The 17,734-nt window shown below is 24.5% G+C and carries 20 protein-coding genes; 13 read left to right on the forward strand and 7 right to left on the reverse strand.

What is annotated here, in order from left to right:
* Nucleotides 1-173 precede the first annotated feature (173 nt).
* The 11 genes from AAHM82_RS06305 (at nucleotide 174) to AAHM82_RS06355 (ending at nucleotide 8,432) form a co-directional block, all read left to right on the forward strand.
* Nucleotides 174-1,556, forward strand: a complete 1,383-nt coding sequence (locus AAHM82_RS06305) for an Mbov_0401 family ICE element transposase-like protein (RefSeq protein WP_342263354.1) — start codon at nucleotides 174-176, stop codon at nucleotides 1,554-1,556.
* Between the two features lie 546 nt (nucleotides 1,557-2,102).
* The gene (locus tag AAHM82_RS06310) at nucleotides 2,103-2,429 is read left to right on the forward strand and encodes a hypothetical protein (protein ID WP_215826298.1); all 327 of its coding nucleotides are present in this window, start codon (nucleotides 2,103-2,105) and stop codon (nucleotides 2,427-2,429) included.
* Between the two features lie 2 nt (nucleotides 2,430-2,431).
* Entirely contained in the window at nucleotides 2,432-2,653 is a 222-nt protein-coding gene (locus tag AAHM82_RS06315) for a hypothetical protein (protein ID WP_342263355.1), read from the forward strand.
* Nucleotides 2,654-2,817: 164 nt separating this feature from the next.
* Nucleotides 2,818-3,048: a hypothetical protein gene (locus AAHM82_RS06320; RefSeq protein ID WP_342263356.1), complete on the forward strand. Its 231-nt coding sequence runs from the start codon at nucleotides 2,818-2,820 to the stop codon at nucleotides 3,046-3,048.
* A gap of 78 nt (nucleotides 3,049-3,126) precedes the next feature.
* Nucleotides 3,127-3,456 carry a hypothetical protein gene (locus AAHM82_RS06325; protein WP_342263357.1) on the forward strand — a complete coding sequence of 110 codons (330 nt, stop codon included), beginning with the start codon at nucleotides 3,127-3,129 and terminating at the stop codon, nucleotides 3,454-3,456.
* Nucleotides 3,457-3,480: 24 nt separating this feature from the next.
* The gene (locus AAHM82_RS06330; protein ID WP_342263358.1) at nucleotides 3,481-4,464 is read left to right on the forward strand and encodes a hypothetical protein; all 984 of its coding nucleotides are present in this window, start codon (nucleotides 3,481-3,483) and stop codon (nucleotides 4,462-4,464) included.
* Between the two features lie 6 nt (nucleotides 4,465-4,470).
* On the forward strand, nucleotides 4,471-4,791 hold the full coding sequence (locus tag AAHM82_RS06335) for a hypothetical protein (RefSeq protein ID WP_342263359.1): 321 nt from the start codon (nucleotides 4,471-4,473) through the stop codon (nucleotides 4,789-4,791).
* A 2-nt stretch (nucleotides 4,792-4,793) separates the two neighbouring features.
* On the forward strand, nucleotides 4,794-5,042 hold the full coding sequence (locus tag AAHM82_RS06340) for a hypothetical protein (protein WP_215826579.1): 249 nt from the start codon (nucleotides 4,794-4,796) through the stop codon (nucleotides 5,040-5,042).
* Between the two features lie 233 nt (nucleotides 5,043-5,275).
* The gene (locus AAHM82_RS06345) at nucleotides 5,276-5,659 is read left to right on the forward strand and encodes a hypothetical protein (protein WP_342223520.1); all 384 of its coding nucleotides are present in this window, start codon (nucleotides 5,276-5,278) and stop codon (nucleotides 5,657-5,659) included.
* A gap of 15 nt (nucleotides 5,660-5,674) precedes the next feature.
* Nucleotides 5,675-7,864, forward strand: coding sequence for a hypothetical protein (locus AAHM82_RS06350; RefSeq protein ID WP_342263360.1), 2,190 nt, complete (start codon nucleotides 5,675-5,677; stop codon nucleotides 7,862-7,864).
* Between the two features lie 49 nt (nucleotides 7,865-7,913).
* Nucleotides 7,914-8,432 (forward strand): hypothetical protein, encoded by a 519-nt coding sequence (locus tag AAHM82_RS06355; protein WP_342263361.1) that lies wholly within the window; start codon nucleotides 7,914-7,916, stop codon nucleotides 8,430-8,432.
* Between the two features lie 234 nt (nucleotides 8,433-8,666).
* Here AAHM82_RS06355 and AAHM82_RS06360 read toward each other — a convergent pair whose 3' ends face one another.
* Nucleotides 8,667-10,784: a PQQ-binding-like beta-propeller repeat protein gene (locus AAHM82_RS06360; RefSeq protein ID WP_342263362.1), complete on the reverse strand. Its 2,118-nt coding sequence runs from the start codon at nucleotides 10,782-10,784 to the stop codon at nucleotides 8,667-8,669.
* A gap of 242 nt (nucleotides 10,785-11,026) precedes the next feature.
* Here AAHM82_RS06360 and AAHM82_RS06365 point away from each other — a divergent pair, with 242 nt between their 5' ends.
* Nucleotides 11,027-12,409: an Mbov_0401 family ICE element transposase-like protein gene (locus tag AAHM82_RS06365; RefSeq protein WP_342263363.1), complete on the forward strand. Its 1,383-nt coding sequence runs from the start codon at nucleotides 11,027-11,029 to the stop codon at nucleotides 12,407-12,409.
* Between the two features lie 312 nt (nucleotides 12,410-12,721).
* Here the strand turns inward: AAHM82_RS06365 and AAHM82_RS06370 are convergent, their stop codons facing one another.
* Nucleotides 12,722-13,156: a hypothetical protein gene (locus tag AAHM82_RS06370; RefSeq protein WP_342263364.1), complete on the reverse strand. Its 435-nt coding sequence runs from the start codon at nucleotides 13,154-13,156 to the stop codon at nucleotides 12,722-12,724.
* Between the two features lie 56 nt (nucleotides 13,157-13,212).
* Between AAHM82_RS06370 and AAHM82_RS06375 the strand changes: the two genes are divergently transcribed.
* Nucleotides 13,213-14,433, forward strand: coding sequence for an IS256 family transposase (locus AAHM82_RS06375; protein ID WP_342263365.1), 1,221 nt, complete (start codon nucleotides 13,213-13,215; stop codon nucleotides 14,431-14,433).
* 131 nt (nucleotides 14,434-14,564) lie between these two features.
* Here AAHM82_RS06375 and AAHM82_RS06380 read toward each other — a convergent pair whose 3' ends face one another.
* The 5 genes from AAHM82_RS06380 to AAHM82_RS06400 form a co-directional block, all read right to left on the reverse strand.
* Complete coding sequence (locus AAHM82_RS06380) at nucleotides 14,565-14,843, reverse strand: hypothetical protein (protein WP_342263366.1); 279 nt, start codon at nucleotides 14,841-14,843, stop codon at nucleotides 14,565-14,567.
* Complete coding sequence (locus AAHM82_RS06385; RefSeq protein WP_342263367.1) at nucleotides 14,830-16,077, reverse strand: MSC_0882 family membrane protein; 1,248 nt, start codon at nucleotides 16,075-16,077, stop codon at nucleotides 14,830-14,832. Before AAHM82_RS06385 ends, AAHM82_RS06380 begins: the two co-directional genes overlap by 14 nt.
* A gap of 28 nt (nucleotides 16,078-16,105) precedes the next feature.
* Nucleotides 16,106-16,360, reverse strand: coding sequence for a hypothetical protein (locus AAHM82_RS06390; protein ID WP_215825455.1), 255 nt, complete (start codon nucleotides 16,358-16,360; stop codon nucleotides 16,106-16,108).
* A gap of 701 nt (nucleotides 16,361-17,061) precedes the next feature.
* Nucleotides 17,062-17,367: a hypothetical protein gene (locus AAHM82_RS06395; protein WP_342263368.1), complete on the reverse strand. Its 306-nt coding sequence runs from the start codon at nucleotides 17,365-17,367 to the stop codon at nucleotides 17,062-17,064.
* Nucleotides 17,348-17,653 (reverse strand): IS1/IS1595 family N-terminal zinc-binding domain-containing protein, encoded by a 306-nt coding sequence (locus tag AAHM82_RS06400; protein WP_342263369.1) that lies wholly within the window; start codon nucleotides 17,651-17,653, stop codon nucleotides 17,348-17,350. Before AAHM82_RS06400 ends, AAHM82_RS06395 begins: the two co-directional genes overlap by 20 nt.
* Nucleotides 17,654-17,734: the final 81 nt, after the last annotated feature.

Consider the following 17,734-nt stretch of genomic DNA (forward strand, 5'->3'; position numbering starts at 1 on the left):
ATCTTAGTCTGGAATCTATTCACTTTGCATTTTCATTATATACCGTCAAACAAAAAAATTCTATTTTTACTATATTAGACTTCTTACAATATTGTGATAGTAACTGAAAATTGTATTATTGAAGCAAATAAATTTAACTTTGTTAAAATTACTACCAAGAAAGGTGATTTTTTATGTTAGAAATTAATAATAATGTAAAAACCCCAGAAAATAAACATTGATTCAGTTTATTTACAACCCATAAAAATATGTACACCAACAAATGCAAACAACTAGCTAATGAATATGAAAAATTAGATGAATACTTATATAAATATCATTATCGCTTAAAACAAGGTTATAAAGTAGTTCATTTTGCACCAAGAACAATTATTACAATTTTTGGTGATGTTACTTTTAAACGACGCCGATATAAATATTGAAATCAAAAATCAGGTAAATTTGAATATGTATGTTTACTAGATAAAGAAATTGGTTTATCACCCAAACAACGCATTTATTTTGATGTCCAATTTAAAGTTTTAAGTCTTTTGGGTGATGGTAAACGATATCGCGATGTTTTAGATGCTCTAAATCATTGTTATATTTCAAAAGCTAGTATTTCAAATATTTTAAATAAATACGATATTGCCGAATATTTTCAACTAGCAGAAAAAGAAACTAAAACTAGAATTGATGTCAAAAATAAGGATTTATATATTCAACTGGATGAGACATTTTTAGCGACATTAGACCATAAAATTAAACAAGACCAAAGAATCCGTTTAGTTACTTTTCATACCGGACATAAAGAAAAAAAATACAAAAATGCTCGTAGAGAATTAGAAAATAAACGAGGTCATTTTCTAATGTTAAAAGTTGGTAAACGAATAAATACAATGGATTATCGTGATTTATTAATTAAGGAATTACAAAAACATTATGTAAATATTAATTATGACAGAATAATTGTTTGTGGCGATGGTGCTACTTGAATTAGAGAAATTGCCAATAGTTTTGGTAATGTTAGATATATTTTAGATGGTTATCACGTTATTAAAAAATTAAAACAAACGGCATTTAATATTATTTTTGAAAATCGCAAAGTAACACTAAATAGTTGAATTAAATTATATAAGGATGGAAATCATCAAGAATTAATTAAAAACATTCGTAATATTGCTAAAAATGAATTAAATAAAGATATTAAAACAAATTTACGAAAGGCGAGTAATTATTTCAGTAATAATAAGCAAGGTATTCATCATCAAAATTTAGAATGAAATATCGGCTGTAGCATCGAAAGTGATGTATCACATTTAGTAAAACAACAATTAGGCTATGGGGCAAAAATATATAATCATAAGAATTTAAATAACCTATTACATTTAAGAATGGCAAATTTAAACAAATTAAATGTATTACATCATATTAATGAAAATATTAATTCAGAAATAGAAATCAGAAAAGAAATATATAAAAATTCATTATGAAATAAATATAATAATAAAAATGATGATAGTTGAATTAATTATAAAGGTAATGCTGTAACAAATAAATATAATACATTTAAGTAAGTAAAAATATTAGTTAAAATTTAATAATAATTAATAATGGACGCATAAAGTTTTGTTAGGTAGTAAAATATTTGAATAAGTATTAAGGCGGTCAGCAATGATTGTCTTTTTATTTTATAAGGTGTTAAAAATTTGTTCTTTGAAAATTAAATACAAGTGAATTAATAATGTTGGTATGTATTAAAGCACGATAAATTATGGGTGGTCGCCATAACCGAAAGAAGTTTACCAGTTAATAGATAACATCCTATTAGCTATAGCAATTTGTTTCGTTTTGCAATAAAAAAATGAATGGGTGGATTTCCTAAAAATATACACGCTATTAAATTAGTTCCAAGGGTAGGATGCGGATATTAAAGTGTAGAAATTTCTATATAGGGGTATGCTAAGTTTAAAATTATTAAAATCTTTATCTAATTAAAAAACAAAATTTACTAACAAAGCTTGTTAAACACTTAAATCTGCGATATATAAGTGTTTAAAAAACTAAGTTAACTAAAACTTAGTTAATATAACTTAGTTTATCTATAAGAAAGGTAATTTATTATGAAAAACATTGAAAACATTTTCTTAAATACTAAGAAATATCTTTTAAAAGAAACACAAAACGCAATGTTTATTAAAGCACCAAAAATTCCATGATTTAATGAACAAATCGGCATTTGGTTTCCAAAGCGATTTGTTTATAAAGGAAAATATGAAAATTCGATTTGCATCGGAATAATAAAAGATAGTAAATATCAAATAATTTCAATTAATCAAAAAGAAAATGAAACCAAATTAATTAAGGGGCAAGAATTATTAAGTTTCTTCATTGCCGAAAAAGAAAACAACAAAAAAGATATAAATTATAACTATTTTAAAGGAGTTTAAAAATGAATATTGCGATTGGATTAATATTTATTATTATCAGCATCATGCTATTAGCATATTTTGCTTATAAAATTTATGCCAAAATAAAAATTAGAATTAAATATAAAAATGCCATTAAAAATAATACTGGTAATTTCACGAAAGACGAAAAAGTATTTATTGCTCGTTTTGAGGAATGAGTTAAATCTCCTAATTCAAAAGAAAATAACGCGGATAAAAAATAATGTTTTGAGAAATTATTATGGAATTCTTAAAACTGTTTATTCCGATAGAAAAAATGCCTGCACAAGTTGCGTTTATTGCCGGATTAATTATTATCATTACTTTTCTTTTCGCATTAATTTCAATTATGTATTTACCAATAAAAATGATTTTTGGGAGATAAAAAATGACAATAAACTTAAAAGAATTTAATTGAGAACAAATTAAACAAACTTTCTGAGATTTATTTATTCAAATTACAACTATTCCGGCTCACATTACTGGTGGTAAAGAAATTAAATTAAACGAAGCGCCACTTTGACTTTTAATAGCAAACATTGCTTTTTGATTCTTAACAGCGATTATGGTGTGATTTATTCTAATGCTCCTTTGAAAAACCATATCAGTATTTAGATAGGGAAAAAATTAATGTCAAGAAGTTACATTCTGATGCATTCCCAAAGAAATTCAAAATTAATTAGGAAAAAATACAATCGTGTTAAGGTTAACCGTGGTTTTAACAAATTTAAGAAAAACTTTGAATATAAATGATGAATGTTTTAAAAAGAAAGGGGGTGATTATATGATTGGAACTTTCTTAACAGAAGTACCAGCAGTAACAAAGATAACAGCTAGTGACGCGATGACTAAATTATGAAATGCGATTATAACAGCGTTTACTAAAATGTGAGAAATTATTGCTGTTAATATGCCACAAGTCGGTAACTTCTTTGCTGACTACTGAATCTTCATTTTTCCATTTATTTTGGCAATATTCTTTATTTGCTTTAAAATGTTTGAAAAATTACTTGGAGCAGTACGCTAACAAAAAAATAAAGTGAGGTGCAAGATGAAATTTTGCAAATGAATAATAGAAAAAAATAACCATTTTATTGAATTGAATCGCACCTCATTTTTAATTTTATGACATTGCGGAGCAATTTGATATATTTACAACGGTTATTTTAAAAATATTGTAAGCTATTTATTTTTAGCAGGTTGTATTTTAATTTTTCTTTTTAAAATCGGTAATTTAACACAAATTAACAAAGTTATTAATTTCTTAAAAAATTCACCATTAAATATTGTGATTGGTTCATTAGGAACTGGAAAAACTGCTTTTCTAGTATATGCATCAAAATTACTAAAAAAGAAGAAATATCACATCGCATCAACATTTCCATTACTAGAAACCCAAAAATTAAGTTTAGGTCATATGGGATTATTAGATTTTGATTATCCGGTATTGCCAGACAAAACCTTACTTTTATGAGATGAAACCAACTTATTTTTAGAAGGTACTGATTGAGAAAAAAATAATACCAAAAACGAGGAAACCGGTATCCAAGAATATTTCGCTCTGGCACGGCATTTTGGTCATATTGTTCTGGCTAGCGGTCAAAGAGATAAACATATTTGAGTTAAAGTTCGTGATATTGCCAATAATGTGATTGTGGGAATTCGCAAAAAAACCGTTAATATTTTTCGGCCCTACTTAAAAGTCATCTATGGTACCTTTACGAGCATTGAAGAATATGAACGCTGACGAAACACCTTAATTGATGCTAAAAATAGCAAAAAAGGTCGTCGCATTAAATACCGTGATATCCCTGAACTTGATATTTATTTTTTTAAACTAAAAATTCCTTTACCAATACTTAACACTTACAATTCTTTTTACCTAGCTTTTTTAAGAGATTACTTAAATGCAAAAGTAAATCCTGACTATGAAGACAAATACTATACTGACACAGCAATTGATTTAGAAGATTTAGAATATTTAAAAATGGATAAATTTAGCAAATTTTTAAGAAAAATGAAAGAAAAGGAATAATAAAAAATGGAAAATCTCGCAAAAATGGCCGACTTTCTCGCTCAAATGCTTTATAAAGTTTTTGACTTAATTTGAAGTTTAGAAGTGCCAGGAACAAATATTCAATTAATATTTCCTTTGTTCTTAACGCTGGCTGTAGAATTTCTTATGGCAATTATTCTTGGATTTGGTAGTCAACAAGTTAATTTAGAAAAACAACGCCAATATGCGGTTAAAAATAAAGGGCGGTTAAGTGCGTGAGGAAAAACTAAAAAACAAATAAAACCAATAAATCCAAATAAAATTAATTGAAAACAAAGAAATAAAAAAACAAAACAAGGTAACTAACGATGTTTAAACTAATTATTATTTTTATCTTAATAACTGTTCTTGGACTATTAGCTGGTAGTCATTTTGAAACTTTAACAAACTATATTAGCGAAGGCCTTGCGAATTTCCAAAAGTTTATTACTAGCAATTTAACAATTTTAGAACTATTTAAACCAATGGCTCGGACATTTTCACAACATCCAATCTTCACCATTCTTGGCGTTACTTGTGTACTGATTGCCTTATTTATTGTGATTAAAGGTAGATAAAAAAATGGAAAAATGAACTAAAAAACAAGAATTAGAAATAGAAAATGACAAATTAAAAATTGTTAATGTCATATTAGAAAATAGTGTTAATACTCTTAAATACATAAATAATGGAAAAAAATAAATAAATTTTAGAACTAGAAAAGCGAAATAGTGTTCATATAGATGAGAAATCAGAACTAGTTATTGAAAATGAAAAATTAAAAATTTTTAAACACGAAAGGAAAACTAAAATGAAAAAAATTTTAGGCAAATTATTTAAAAAAGATAATTCAAAAGAAAAAACGCCATTAAGATTAAGGATTAAAAATTCTTTTAAAAAGCAGTGGTTAAAAGTATCATTAAGTATCATTTTCATCTTTATAAGCTTATTAATTTGTGCATTAACAGTAATCGATACTAAATGAATAACCGGAACAAGTGACGAATTTAATAATTTTATGAATGAAGAGATGGTTAAATTCTTTGGCAAGTTCAATAGTGGTATTATGCTAGCAGGAATATTTGTTTTTTGATGAGGCGGAGCAATATATTTTGCAATTAAATTTGAAAAATTAATCCGCTTTATTATTCAAAAAATTAAAGAAAAAAGAACAATGAAAAATAAAATATTTTAAAAAGGAGTGATAAAAATGTTTATGAAAATATTTACCGTGCTAACTATTAGTTTCAATAACATTTTTACTATTCCCCAAAATATTAACAATGATAAAACAACAGTAAATTCACTAATTAGAAACAAAAGACAAAATAATAAAGTTTATGATTTTGAAATTAGAAACTTAGAAAAAATAAGATTTTTAACAGAAAGGCAAGACCATGACCTTTTAAAAGTTGAGATAAGAACAGAAGATAATATAAATGCAAATATAGATAAACAATTACCAAATTTAAAAAATGTAAAAATTTTTAGTTTAGAGTTTAATGCAGAGCTTGTAAATAACAGAATTAAACAAAAAGACTTTCAAAAAATAACAAATACTTATGGAACAAAAATAGATACTCCGGGTTTAAATTTTTATACCTGAATGATTAGTATACCCAATAAAACAATAAGAATTAAAACACAAGGAACAGAATTACTAACTTTTGAGCATGGTAGTACCAACAATTATAGATTAAATAATACAAATGATTTTAATATAGAAATTGAAAAAGACAGTACCGACATTGATTTACCAATAACAACTACTAAATTTGATGGTAACCACAAATACAATGATGTTATTGATAACCTTGATTATTTAATGATTCATCGCGGTGATTTTGACAAATTTAATTATTCTTATCTTTATTGAACACCAGTATTTAATTTCATTGACACTTTAGAAAAAGGTTACTATAAAGAATTCACCATTAAAAATCATGGTTTTAAAGACGAGAGCTATTTTTATCACAAGACTTCAACTATTTTACCAAACTCAGAAATAATCGACCCTACAAATGCAACCAAAATTGAAGTTATCAAAAAAATTAAAAAAAGACTTAATGAAACAATTAACAATCTTACTGGCGTAAATAATGCAATTGAAGGCATCGACTATAATACAGAAATTAAAGATAACGACAACAATTACTTAGATGATAGTGCTACTTTTGATTTAACAACAGATAATGTTGCTGACAGAACATTTACCGTTAAATTCGCTGCAATTGAAACGAGTACACAATTGCAAGGAACAAATACGATTAAAATGGTCATTCCGAAACAAGAGGATACCAACGATAATGTCCTTAAAATTAAGGCATTTAACAAAACTCTAATTGCTGGAAATAATTATTTACAATTATTACACGGTGAAACTGAAATCTGAAAATATGACACTGAAAATGCTAACGATTATTACCTAATTAAGTACCTTTTTGGAACATTGAATTATCTTAATGTTAAATTTAGTTTTCTACGCTATGACCCTGAATTAAGGAACGATATTTACCTTTATTTTAAAAACAACATTCTTGGTATTAACAATAATGATTACAAAAATATCTTTGACGAAATTTATGAAATCCTTGGTAATTTCTTTGCCAGTTTATTTTATGCTACTTTTGATATGGACGAAAAAACTTATACCGAAATTGATTTTAAAGGAGTAGATGATTACAACAAAAATTACTTTATTCAAATCGGTTTCTTTTATCGCTCGTTAATTACTTTTTATCCCAAAAAATATTTTATTAACATTACTGGAAATTCAGAATTACTACTAAGAAGTTATTTCTTTACTTTTGATAAAAAAACGCACCAAGAGAATTATAATGCCATTAAAAATAAAAATAGTATCTACCAAATTGACTTTAATGTGCTTAAATCCTACGACAATAAACTTATTACCTTGCCAATCAACAATACTGCTAACAGCATTAATTATCTCAATACCGATATTGATATTCGCTACGGTATTAATATTTTTACGCTGACTTTCCCGCTTTATCACAAGGATAACACCTATAATTACAATTTTAAAATTTATGACTTTAATGTCTTAAATTCCACGGCCTTTATTCCTGACGGTTCAACCAACTCAGAATGGGATGACCTAATTCCACCACCAAATTGCAAATATTCCGGGCGGTGAATACCAACCTTTAACGATATTGGTTGTGCTATTCAAAATGCTGGTATTAAAATGCTAAACTGAATACTAACAGCTTCACAAATAATTACCATTTTACGGCCGTTAGCAATCATTGCAAAAGCAACAGTTAATTTTTCAACTGCTATTTTTCCAGTTTTTAAAACAGTACCAGCTTTTTATTATACCTTTCAATTTCTAATTGGTTTTGCCATTTTTCTAATGATATTAAGGATTTTCGTGTAATATATATATATATATATTGAAAAAATAAAGTAATAAAGGAATTAAAATAATGAAAATTTTAAATATAATAACTCTTTCCGCATTAACAATATTACCAGTAATTGGATGTTCTAAAAAAGCAAGTGAATCAGTAGAACAAAAAAATAAAGATAACGAAAACAAAGTTTATGATTTTGAAATTAGAAACTTAGAAAAAATAAGATTTTTAACAGAAAGGCAAGACCATGACCTTTTAAAAGTTGAGATAAGAACAGAAGATAATATAAATGCAAATATAGATAAACAATTACCAAATTTAAAAAATGTAAAAATTTTTAGTTTAGAGTTTAATGCAGAGCTTGTAAATAACAGAATTAAACAAAAAGACTTTCAAAAAATAACAAATACTTATGGAACAAAAATAGATACTTCGGGTTTAAATTTTTATACCTGAATGATTAGTGTACCCAATAAAACAATAAGAATTAAAACACAAGGAACAGAATTACTAACTTTTGAGCATGGTAGTACCAATAATTATAGATTAAATAATACAAATAATTTTGGAATTGAAATTGAAAACCCTTAATAATTAAATTTAAAAACTGTTAAAATTACTACCCTAAAAGGTGGTTGTCTATGATGACAATACTCTTAAACAACTAAGCAATTTTTCTTCTTTTTATTTTGTCAGAATAAAAACCAGTAATTTTAGTTAATTACTGGTTTGAATATTTTTTATTTTTACAAGAAATTTAAACTTGTTGGGCTTGTTTTAATTAAAGTTATTGTTCTAAATAGCTAATATCGTTTTTATAAAACCTTATACTATAGTAGTAACTGTATTTGTTCTTACCGCCCCCTCTCTTTCTAATGAAAATAATGCTTCACCGTTAAATGTTATTTTATCATTGTTTTTATCTATAATAATTTCATTGGGTAATAAACTATATTTTTGTAAAATTTGCATTACTTCTGTAATTGATAATGTAATTATTTGTTCTTTATTGTTATCATCAATTATTTTGGCAGTAATATTTCCTGTAATTTTTTGTTTTAAATTTAATATAACTTTAGATGTAATTATTCTTACTGGATAAGTAATTTTTAATTTTTCATTGGGATTAAGTTCAAATTTATCAGCGGGTTCCTTAAAAATACTTAAAATCATTTCTTGTTCTTGTTTATTTGTGTTTGATAAATCAAATTCATTTGATAATACATTAATGATTTCAGAATTTCTATTATTTATATTTGTAAAATCTGTTAATTTCATTTCATCATCAGAATTTATGTTTCAACCATTTAATTTATTTTCTTGTTTTGTTTTAGTTAATCCTGTTGTAATTTGAAATACTAATTTTGATTTCGAATTATATTCACAAGCAGGTACATTAAATGATCTTGTATTTGGAGTTTTATTGATAATTTCTCTATCAGAACATACATTTTTAGGAACATTAGATCATAAAAATGAATTTTCTTTTTTTGTTATTTCAATATCTGAAAAATTTAAATTATTAGTATCAATATAATTTATTTCCTTAAATTTTAAATTAGGATTTTCGTTTCGAAATTTAAAAAATAATGCTTTTTTAATCAATTCATTTAAATTAATAATTTTATTTTGCCCATTATCAATTGAATAATGTATTTTTATATTATTATTTAAATTATTTTTTATTTTTAATATAGCTGAATTTTTTGTCTTGTTAATAATTTCTAATTGTGAAATATCTAAATCAGGATTTAAATAATTTAATTCACTTAAAATTACATTATCAGAATTATTATTAATTTGTCCTAAATTTGAATTTAAATAGTATCCACTATACTCATAAACATTATGGTCTTGTGAGCCAAAATATAATTTATGGTTAAAAACAACCCCAGAAGACAAAACTTCTCCTTCTGTTCTAAAAACAACTTTTTGTTGTCCTGTTGCCGGATCATATTCATAAACATTATGATCTTTTGAACCAAAATATAATTTATTGTTTAAAATTACACCAGAAGATCATACTTCCCCTTCTGTTCTAATAACAATTTTTTGTTGTCCTGTAGTAGGATCATACTCATACACATTATAATCTTTTGAACCAAAATATATTTTATTATTTAAAATAATTCCACTAGAAAAAACCGCACCCTTTGCTATCTTAATAATTTTTTGTTGTTCTGTAACAGAATCGTATTCATAAATATTACTGTCTTCTGAACCAATATATAATTTATTGTTAAAAACAACCCCAGAAGAAGGAAGTCATCAATTTGTTCTAATAACAATTTTTTGTTGTCCTGTAGTAGGATCATACTCATACACATTATAATCATCTGAACCAAAATATACTTTATTATTTAATATTACACCAGAAGAATGAATGTTAGCTTTTGTTCTAATAACAATTTTTTGTTGTCCTGTAGTAGGATCATACTCATAAACATTATGATCATCTGAACCAATATATAATTTATTGTTTAAAATAATTCCACTAGAAAATCAAACTTCTCCCTCTGTTCTAATAACAATTTTTTGTTGTCCTGTGACGGGATCATATTCATAAACATTATGATCTTTTGAACCAAAATATAATTTATTGTTTAAAATTACACCAGAAGATCATACTTCCCCCTCTGTTCTAATAACAATTTTTTGTTGTCCTGTAGCAGGATCATACTCATAAACATTATGATCATCTGAACCAAAATATATTTTATTGTTTAATAATATTCCACTAGCAAAAACTCCGCCATTTGTTTTAATAACAATTTTTGTTCTATTTATTTTATTATTTTCATTATTGCTTCGTTTTTGTCTTTTATTATTTATATTTTCTATTTTTTCTTGTGTTGGAGTTGGATACGGACTATTGGCAACAATGCCCGACATTCCGCTTCCTGCTATTGTTATTGTACTTAATAAACTAAGTAATTTTTTCATATTAATTAAATCCTTTTCATGAATTTTTGCTAATTAATAAATTTTTATAGTAATCACTCGACCCTTTCTTAAATTTATAAAATTTAATTAATACAAATTAATTATAAATAATTAAATAAGAATTTTTATCATTTTTTCAGAATATTGAATACTAATTCTAGAAAAAATTATCATTAAAACAAAAAAATAATCAAACCAAATTAAACTTTATTAAAATTAATACCAAGAAAGGTGGTTTTTCTATGTTAGAAATTAATAATAATTTAAAAACCCCAGAAAATAAGCATTGATTAAACTTATTTACAACCCATAAAAATATGTACACCAACAAATGTGAACAACTAGCTAATGAATACGAAAAATTAGATGAATACCTATATTTACATCATTATCGGTTAAAACAAGGTTATAAAGTAGTTCATTTTGCAACAAGAACAATTATTACAATTTTTGGTGATGTTATTTTTAAACGACGCCGATATAAATATTGAAATCAAAAATCAGGTAAATTTGAATATGTATGTTTATTAGATAAAGAAATTGGTTTACTGCCCAAACAACGCATTTATTTTGATGTCCAATTTAAAGTTTTAAGTCTTTTGGGTGATGGTAAACGCTATCGCGATGTTTTAGATGCTCTAAATCATTGTTATATTTCAAAAGCTAGTATTTCGAATGTTTTAAATAAATATGATATTGCTGAATATTTTCAACTAGCAGAAAAAGAAACTAAAAATAGAATTGATGTCAAAAATAAGAATTTATATATTCAACTAGATGAGACATTTTTAGCGACATTAGATCAGAAAGTTAAACAAGACCAGAGAATTCGTTTAGTTACTTTTCATACCGGACATAAAGAAAAAAATTATAAAAATGCTCGTAGAGAATTAGAAAACAAACGAGGTCATTTTCTAATGTTAAAAGTTGGTAAACGAATAAATACGATGGATTATCGTGATTTATTAATTAAAGAATTACAAAAACATTATGTGAATATTAATTATGACAAAATAATTGTTTGTGGTGATGGTGATACTTGAATTAGAGAAATTGCTAATAGTTTCGGTAATGTTAGATATATTTTAGATGGTTATCACGCTATTAAAAAATTAAAACAAACGGCATTTAATATTATTTTTGAAAATCGCAAAGTAACATTAAATAGTTGAATTAAATTATATAAGGATGGAAATAATCAAAAATTAATCAAAAACATTCGTAATGATGCTAAAAATGAATTAAATAAAGATATTAAAACAAATTTAAGAAAGGCGAGTAATTATTTCAGTAATAATAAGCATGGTATTCATAACCAAAATTTAGAATGAAATATCGGTTGTAGCATTGAAAGTGATGTATCGCATTTAGTAAAACAACAATTAGGCTATGGGGCAAAAATATATAATCATAAGAATTTAAATAATTTATTACATTTAAGAATGGCAAATTTAAACAAATTAAATGTATTACATTACATTAATGAAAATATTAATTCAGAAATAGAAATCAGAAAAGAAATATATAAAAATTCATTATGAAATAAATATAATAATAAAAATGACGATAGTTGAATTAATTATAAAGGTAATGCTGTAACAAATAAATATAATAGATTTAAGTAAGTAAAAATATTTAGTGAAAATTTAATAAAATTAATAATTTTTTATTGTGTAAAAATTCAATAATATGATAGAATGGTAATGAATAAAAATGACAATAACAAGAAAGGCAGGGTTAGTTTAGTAATTAAATAATATAATTAGCTGATTGTTTTACTTCTTCAAAACAATACCTAAGAAAACTAAACGCGACCATTAATAATTTTTTATTGTGTAAAAATTCAATAATATGATAAAATAAAAAAGAATAAAAATGACAATAACAAGAAAGGTAGGGTTAGTTTAGTAATTAAATAATATAATTAGCTGATTGTTTTACTTCTTCAAAGCAATACCTAAGAAAACTAAACGCGACCGAAAAGAACTAGCCCCTCTACCAACACCTAAATAATTTTGTAAAGTTCAATAACTATATTGATGTTGTGATTTAATGCCTCTATTAGTAATAAAATTATTTTTCTCATAAGGTAAATAACCATTTTGTTTTAAAATATTTTTCAATCATTGATATGTAATTACAACACAATTATTATCAGCTTCATAATAACTAATATGATCAACAGGCAATTTTCTTAAAATATTTAAATCATTTTCAATAATCGCTTTAGAAGAACCTTTTAAATTATAAAATAAATCAATTGCTTGATTTTTTAAACCACTAACTAATGCTTTATTAATTTGCTTTACATAATTGATATTATCACAATAATTATTTTGTAATAATATCGTTCTATTAAAGAGCCTGTCCAAAATTCTGTGTCTCGATAATTCATTCTGAATTATACTTAAAAGAAGGAGAGCAGAAAATGACAAAAAAAATAAAAAAAGAACCTGACGCAATTGATAAAGTTGTTGATTATTTTTTAGAAAATATTGATAATCCACAAGATTTATTTAAAGGCAATACTATTTTTCAGGAATTTACCAAAAAATTAACTGAACGAATGTTAAATACGGAAATTAAAGATTATCTTGAAACTGATGAGAATCATAATAAAAGAAATGGCAACACACAAAAAACCATTATTACTAAAAATGGTTCAATCGCAATTGATGTACCAAGAGATCGAAATAGTACTTTTGAACCAGTAATTATTCCAAAAAGACAAAGAAGATTTGATAACTTTGATCAAAAAGTAATTTCTTTATATGCAAGAGGAATGACAATTTCTGATATCAAAGCACAATTGCAAGAATTCTATCACGGAGCAGAAATTTCAGAAAGTTTAATTAGTCAAATAACTGATGATGTTATTGAAGAAGTTAAAATGTGACAAACTAAACCTTTAGAGAAGATTTATCCGATTGTTTATTTTGATTGTATTGTTGTTAAAGTAAAGCAAGATAAACGAATAATAAATAAAGCAGTTTATCTTGCCTTAGGAATTAATTTAGATGGTTTAAAAGATATTTTAGGAATGTGAATTAGTGAGAATGAGGGAGCCAAATTTTGACTTAATAATCTTACGGAAATGAAAAATCGTGGGTTACAAGATATTCTTGTTGCTTGTAGTGATAATTTAACTGGGATGTCTGATGCAATAGAAGCTGTTTTCCCAAAAACACAGCATCAATTATGCATTGTTCATCAAATTCGCAATAGTTTAAAATTTGTTCCTTACAAAGATCGCAAACTTGTAGCTAATGATTTAAAATCAATTTATACAGCAATTAATGAAGAAATAGCGTTAATTGCTTTAGATCATTTTTCAGAAAAATGAAATAAAAAGTATCCACAAATTACTAAATCATGAAAAAATAACTGAAATAATTTAATAATTTTTCTTGAATATCCTCAGGAATTTAGAAGAATTATTTACACAACTAATGCGATTGAATCTGTTAATAGTCAATTAAGAAAAGTCATTAAGAATAAAAAGATTTTTCCTAATGACGCATCAGTTTTTAAAATATTTTATTTAGCATTTCAAAATATGGTTAAGAAATGAACGATGCCAATTCAAAATTGGGGTAGTGCAATTTCACATTTAATGATAAAATTTGAGGACAGAGTGAATTTAAGTTAATTACTTAGAGACACAGTTAATTGTACAGTCCCCTATTAAACGAAATTACTTTTCATATTAACCGATTAACACCATAACTATTTCATAACAAAAATAATTCATCAGTATTATTACAATGTAATTCTAAATTATTATTCAATAATATTACTTGCTAATGGTTGTAATATATTTAAAATTCGCTGTCATTGTTCAAAATCAAGGTCACGAGAACAATTAACAGCAATATATATTGTTTGTAACTGCTGTAAATTTTCTCGCTCACAAATTATTTCTTGTTCAATATTATCAATAATAACATTAAAATCTTGTTTAACAATTAATTTTTGATTAATATTTTGCAAGTGATAATTTCCATCATTATTAATAAAAAGATTTACAAATAAATGAAAATACATTTTAACTTGAAGCAACCTTAATTTTTTTTCTTCGTAATAATCAAATCGGAATCGCAATAACAAAAAACATAATCGCAATAATTGTTAATCAAGTTCATAAACAGCGACGATTTATTATTCGCTTTAATTCATACATTTCATAAGGATTAATAATTTCATAACCATAAAAACCAATAATATTAGCTTTTCTTTTACGAACAAAAATAATATTTAATACTTGTAAAAAAAATAAGGCAAATAATATTCCTGTTAAAATAATAATTTCTGTTGTTAAATCTCTAATCGTCATATCTAAAATTAAAAACCCAAAAAGTTTTGGCTGTGTTGCGCCTGATAATCCATAAAGAATAGCAATAATTGCAGCACCAATAATATACAAGGGAAAAGCTACTCAATTAATAATAATACTACGAATATGCATTTTTCGGTAATTAGCAATAATGAAATTAGGAATAACATTATTTCCTAATTTAGCTTTTTTTAAATATCCTTCCACTTCTTTTTTAATTTTAATTCAATCAAACAAAGAAATAAAAAATAAACCTAATGATACAATACATAACGGTATCATCAAAGTTGAATGCGGAATTAAATTTTCATTGTCAATAACAATATTTTGTTGCTTTAAAAATCACAAAATTAATGGTATTGAAGAAGCGATTATTCCTAAAAAACCAATAATCATTGTTAAAACCAAACGATATTTTTCACTACGAACCTCATTAGCAATTTCTTTAGGAATAGTTTTTAAACTTAACGAACAATAAGGTATCTCTTGTCCTCGTGGTTCATCATATGATAAATATGGTTCTTGATATGCTTTTTGATATAAAGTTGGACTATAATCATTATGATTATCCTCTAAAAAATCATTAGGTGATAAATCTAAAATTGGTTGTTGTGGTTGTGGATATTGATAAGAAGTTATTGTTGGCGGATTTTGTTGATATGGCATGCCACCAAATTTACGACTATAACCATTTTTAGGGCTATAAACTCTTGCTTTTGGTAAACTATAATTTTCTTCATAATATGGTGCTGGTTCTTTATTAATACCAGAATTAAAATATTTTTTATCATCAACTGTAAATTCATAACGATTAATTACGCGGGGAACATCATTTTGCTTTTGTTTTCTTTCATAAGGAAAATACGGTTCAAGTTGCTTTGCCTTTAATTTATTATCATTAAACCGTTTTTGTTCTGCTTTATTAAAAAACTTATCCATTATTTTTTCTTTTCATGACATATCTATTGCCTACCTTATAAAAATATAACTATTTATTTTTTAATGCTTGCCCCATTTTAATTACTTCTGATTCAATATTATAAATTAATTTTTCATTTTTAAATTTTTCTCAAGCTGAATTTTTCAGGTTACGATTGCGATAATTAATAACCAATAAAATCGCACTAATAATTGCAATAAATACTACCCCAATAATAATACAAGAAATAATTAAATATTGAATTGCTAAATTTTGTCCTAATATATTAATATAATCTTTTTCATTAGTTAGAAATCCTTGCAAAATAATTACCTTCTTTATGATTATCTTTAAATTACATAGTAATTATATCGTAATCATTAGATTTTTTAAATAATTAATAATTTTATCAAAACAATTTATTAATAATTTTTTTTAATTTTGTCGAAAACTCTTGATAAAATAAAAAAAATCATCAACTTGATAATTTTAAAAGGCTTTTATGTAAAAGGGCGCGTAAAGTTTTGTTAGGTGGAAAAATATTTGATTAATTTTGAAAGAAAAGTAACTACAATTTAATTATCGTTTTATTTGAAAAATAAGTAATAAAACAAAATATTTTTTTAATTTTGTCGAAAACTCTTGATATTTATTGAATATACCTAAAATTAAGTATATTCAATAAATATCAAGAGTTTTCGACAAAATTAAAAATTTTTTACAACAAAAATCATACATAAGAAATATATACTAGACTTCTTGCAAAATTAATATGATAATTATAATTTTTAAATTTAAAATAAATATAAAAGTGTTATTAAAATAATTTTTAGATTATTTTTACAAATATTTTGTCATTAAAACATAATAAAAATTATTATTTACAATAAAAAAAGACTGAAATTTTAAATTATCAAATATATTTTTTAATTTTGTCGAAAACTCTTGATAAAATAAAAAAAATCATCAACTTGATAATTTTAAAAGGCTTTTATGTAAAATTACTATTTTTACTTTAACTTTTTTTATACATTAAAATATAATACCGCTGTTTGTTGATTTGGAGTTAAACCCTTATGTTGGTATTTTCATTTTCAGAGATTTAAATAATTTTGAATATTAGTAAAACCTAAACCATGATAATGAATTAAGGCTTCTTTAAGACTAGATTGTAATTTACTGATTTTATTTAAGTTACGATAACTAGCTTCAGGATTAATTGTTGTTTTAGTTACACATAAAGTAGAATTTGTTTGTTTTGCTACTAAAAAATATAATTTTTGCATATCGGAAGTAATAATTGAATTTTCGTTAATTAATTCATTGTTCATAATTTAAATGACTTCAATAAATAAAATGATTACGAAAAGCGTCAAAACTTGCACGGCAATTTTTACATAAATATTTTTGTTTTCCTTCTGAATTATGTCCATTTTTAACGCAATGGTAAGATTCACATTTAGGGCATTTAATACCTTGCGCTCTAAATTTTTGATCAATTTCATTTAAACGTTTTTGTTTTTTTATTAATTCTGCTTGTTGTTTGACTTTTTCATAAAATTCTAAAAATTGATCATCTGTTAAAGTATTTACTAGTTCTTGAATTATTTTTTCCATAATTATTATCCACCTCTATCATATTAAAATATACCTAAAATTAAGTATATTCAATAAATATCAAGAGTTTTCGACAAAATT

Source organism: Spiroplasma endosymbiont of Clivina fossor (assembly GCF_964031115.1).
Lineage (GTDB): Bacteria > Bacillota_I > Bacilli_A > Mycoplasmatales > Nriv7 > Nriv7.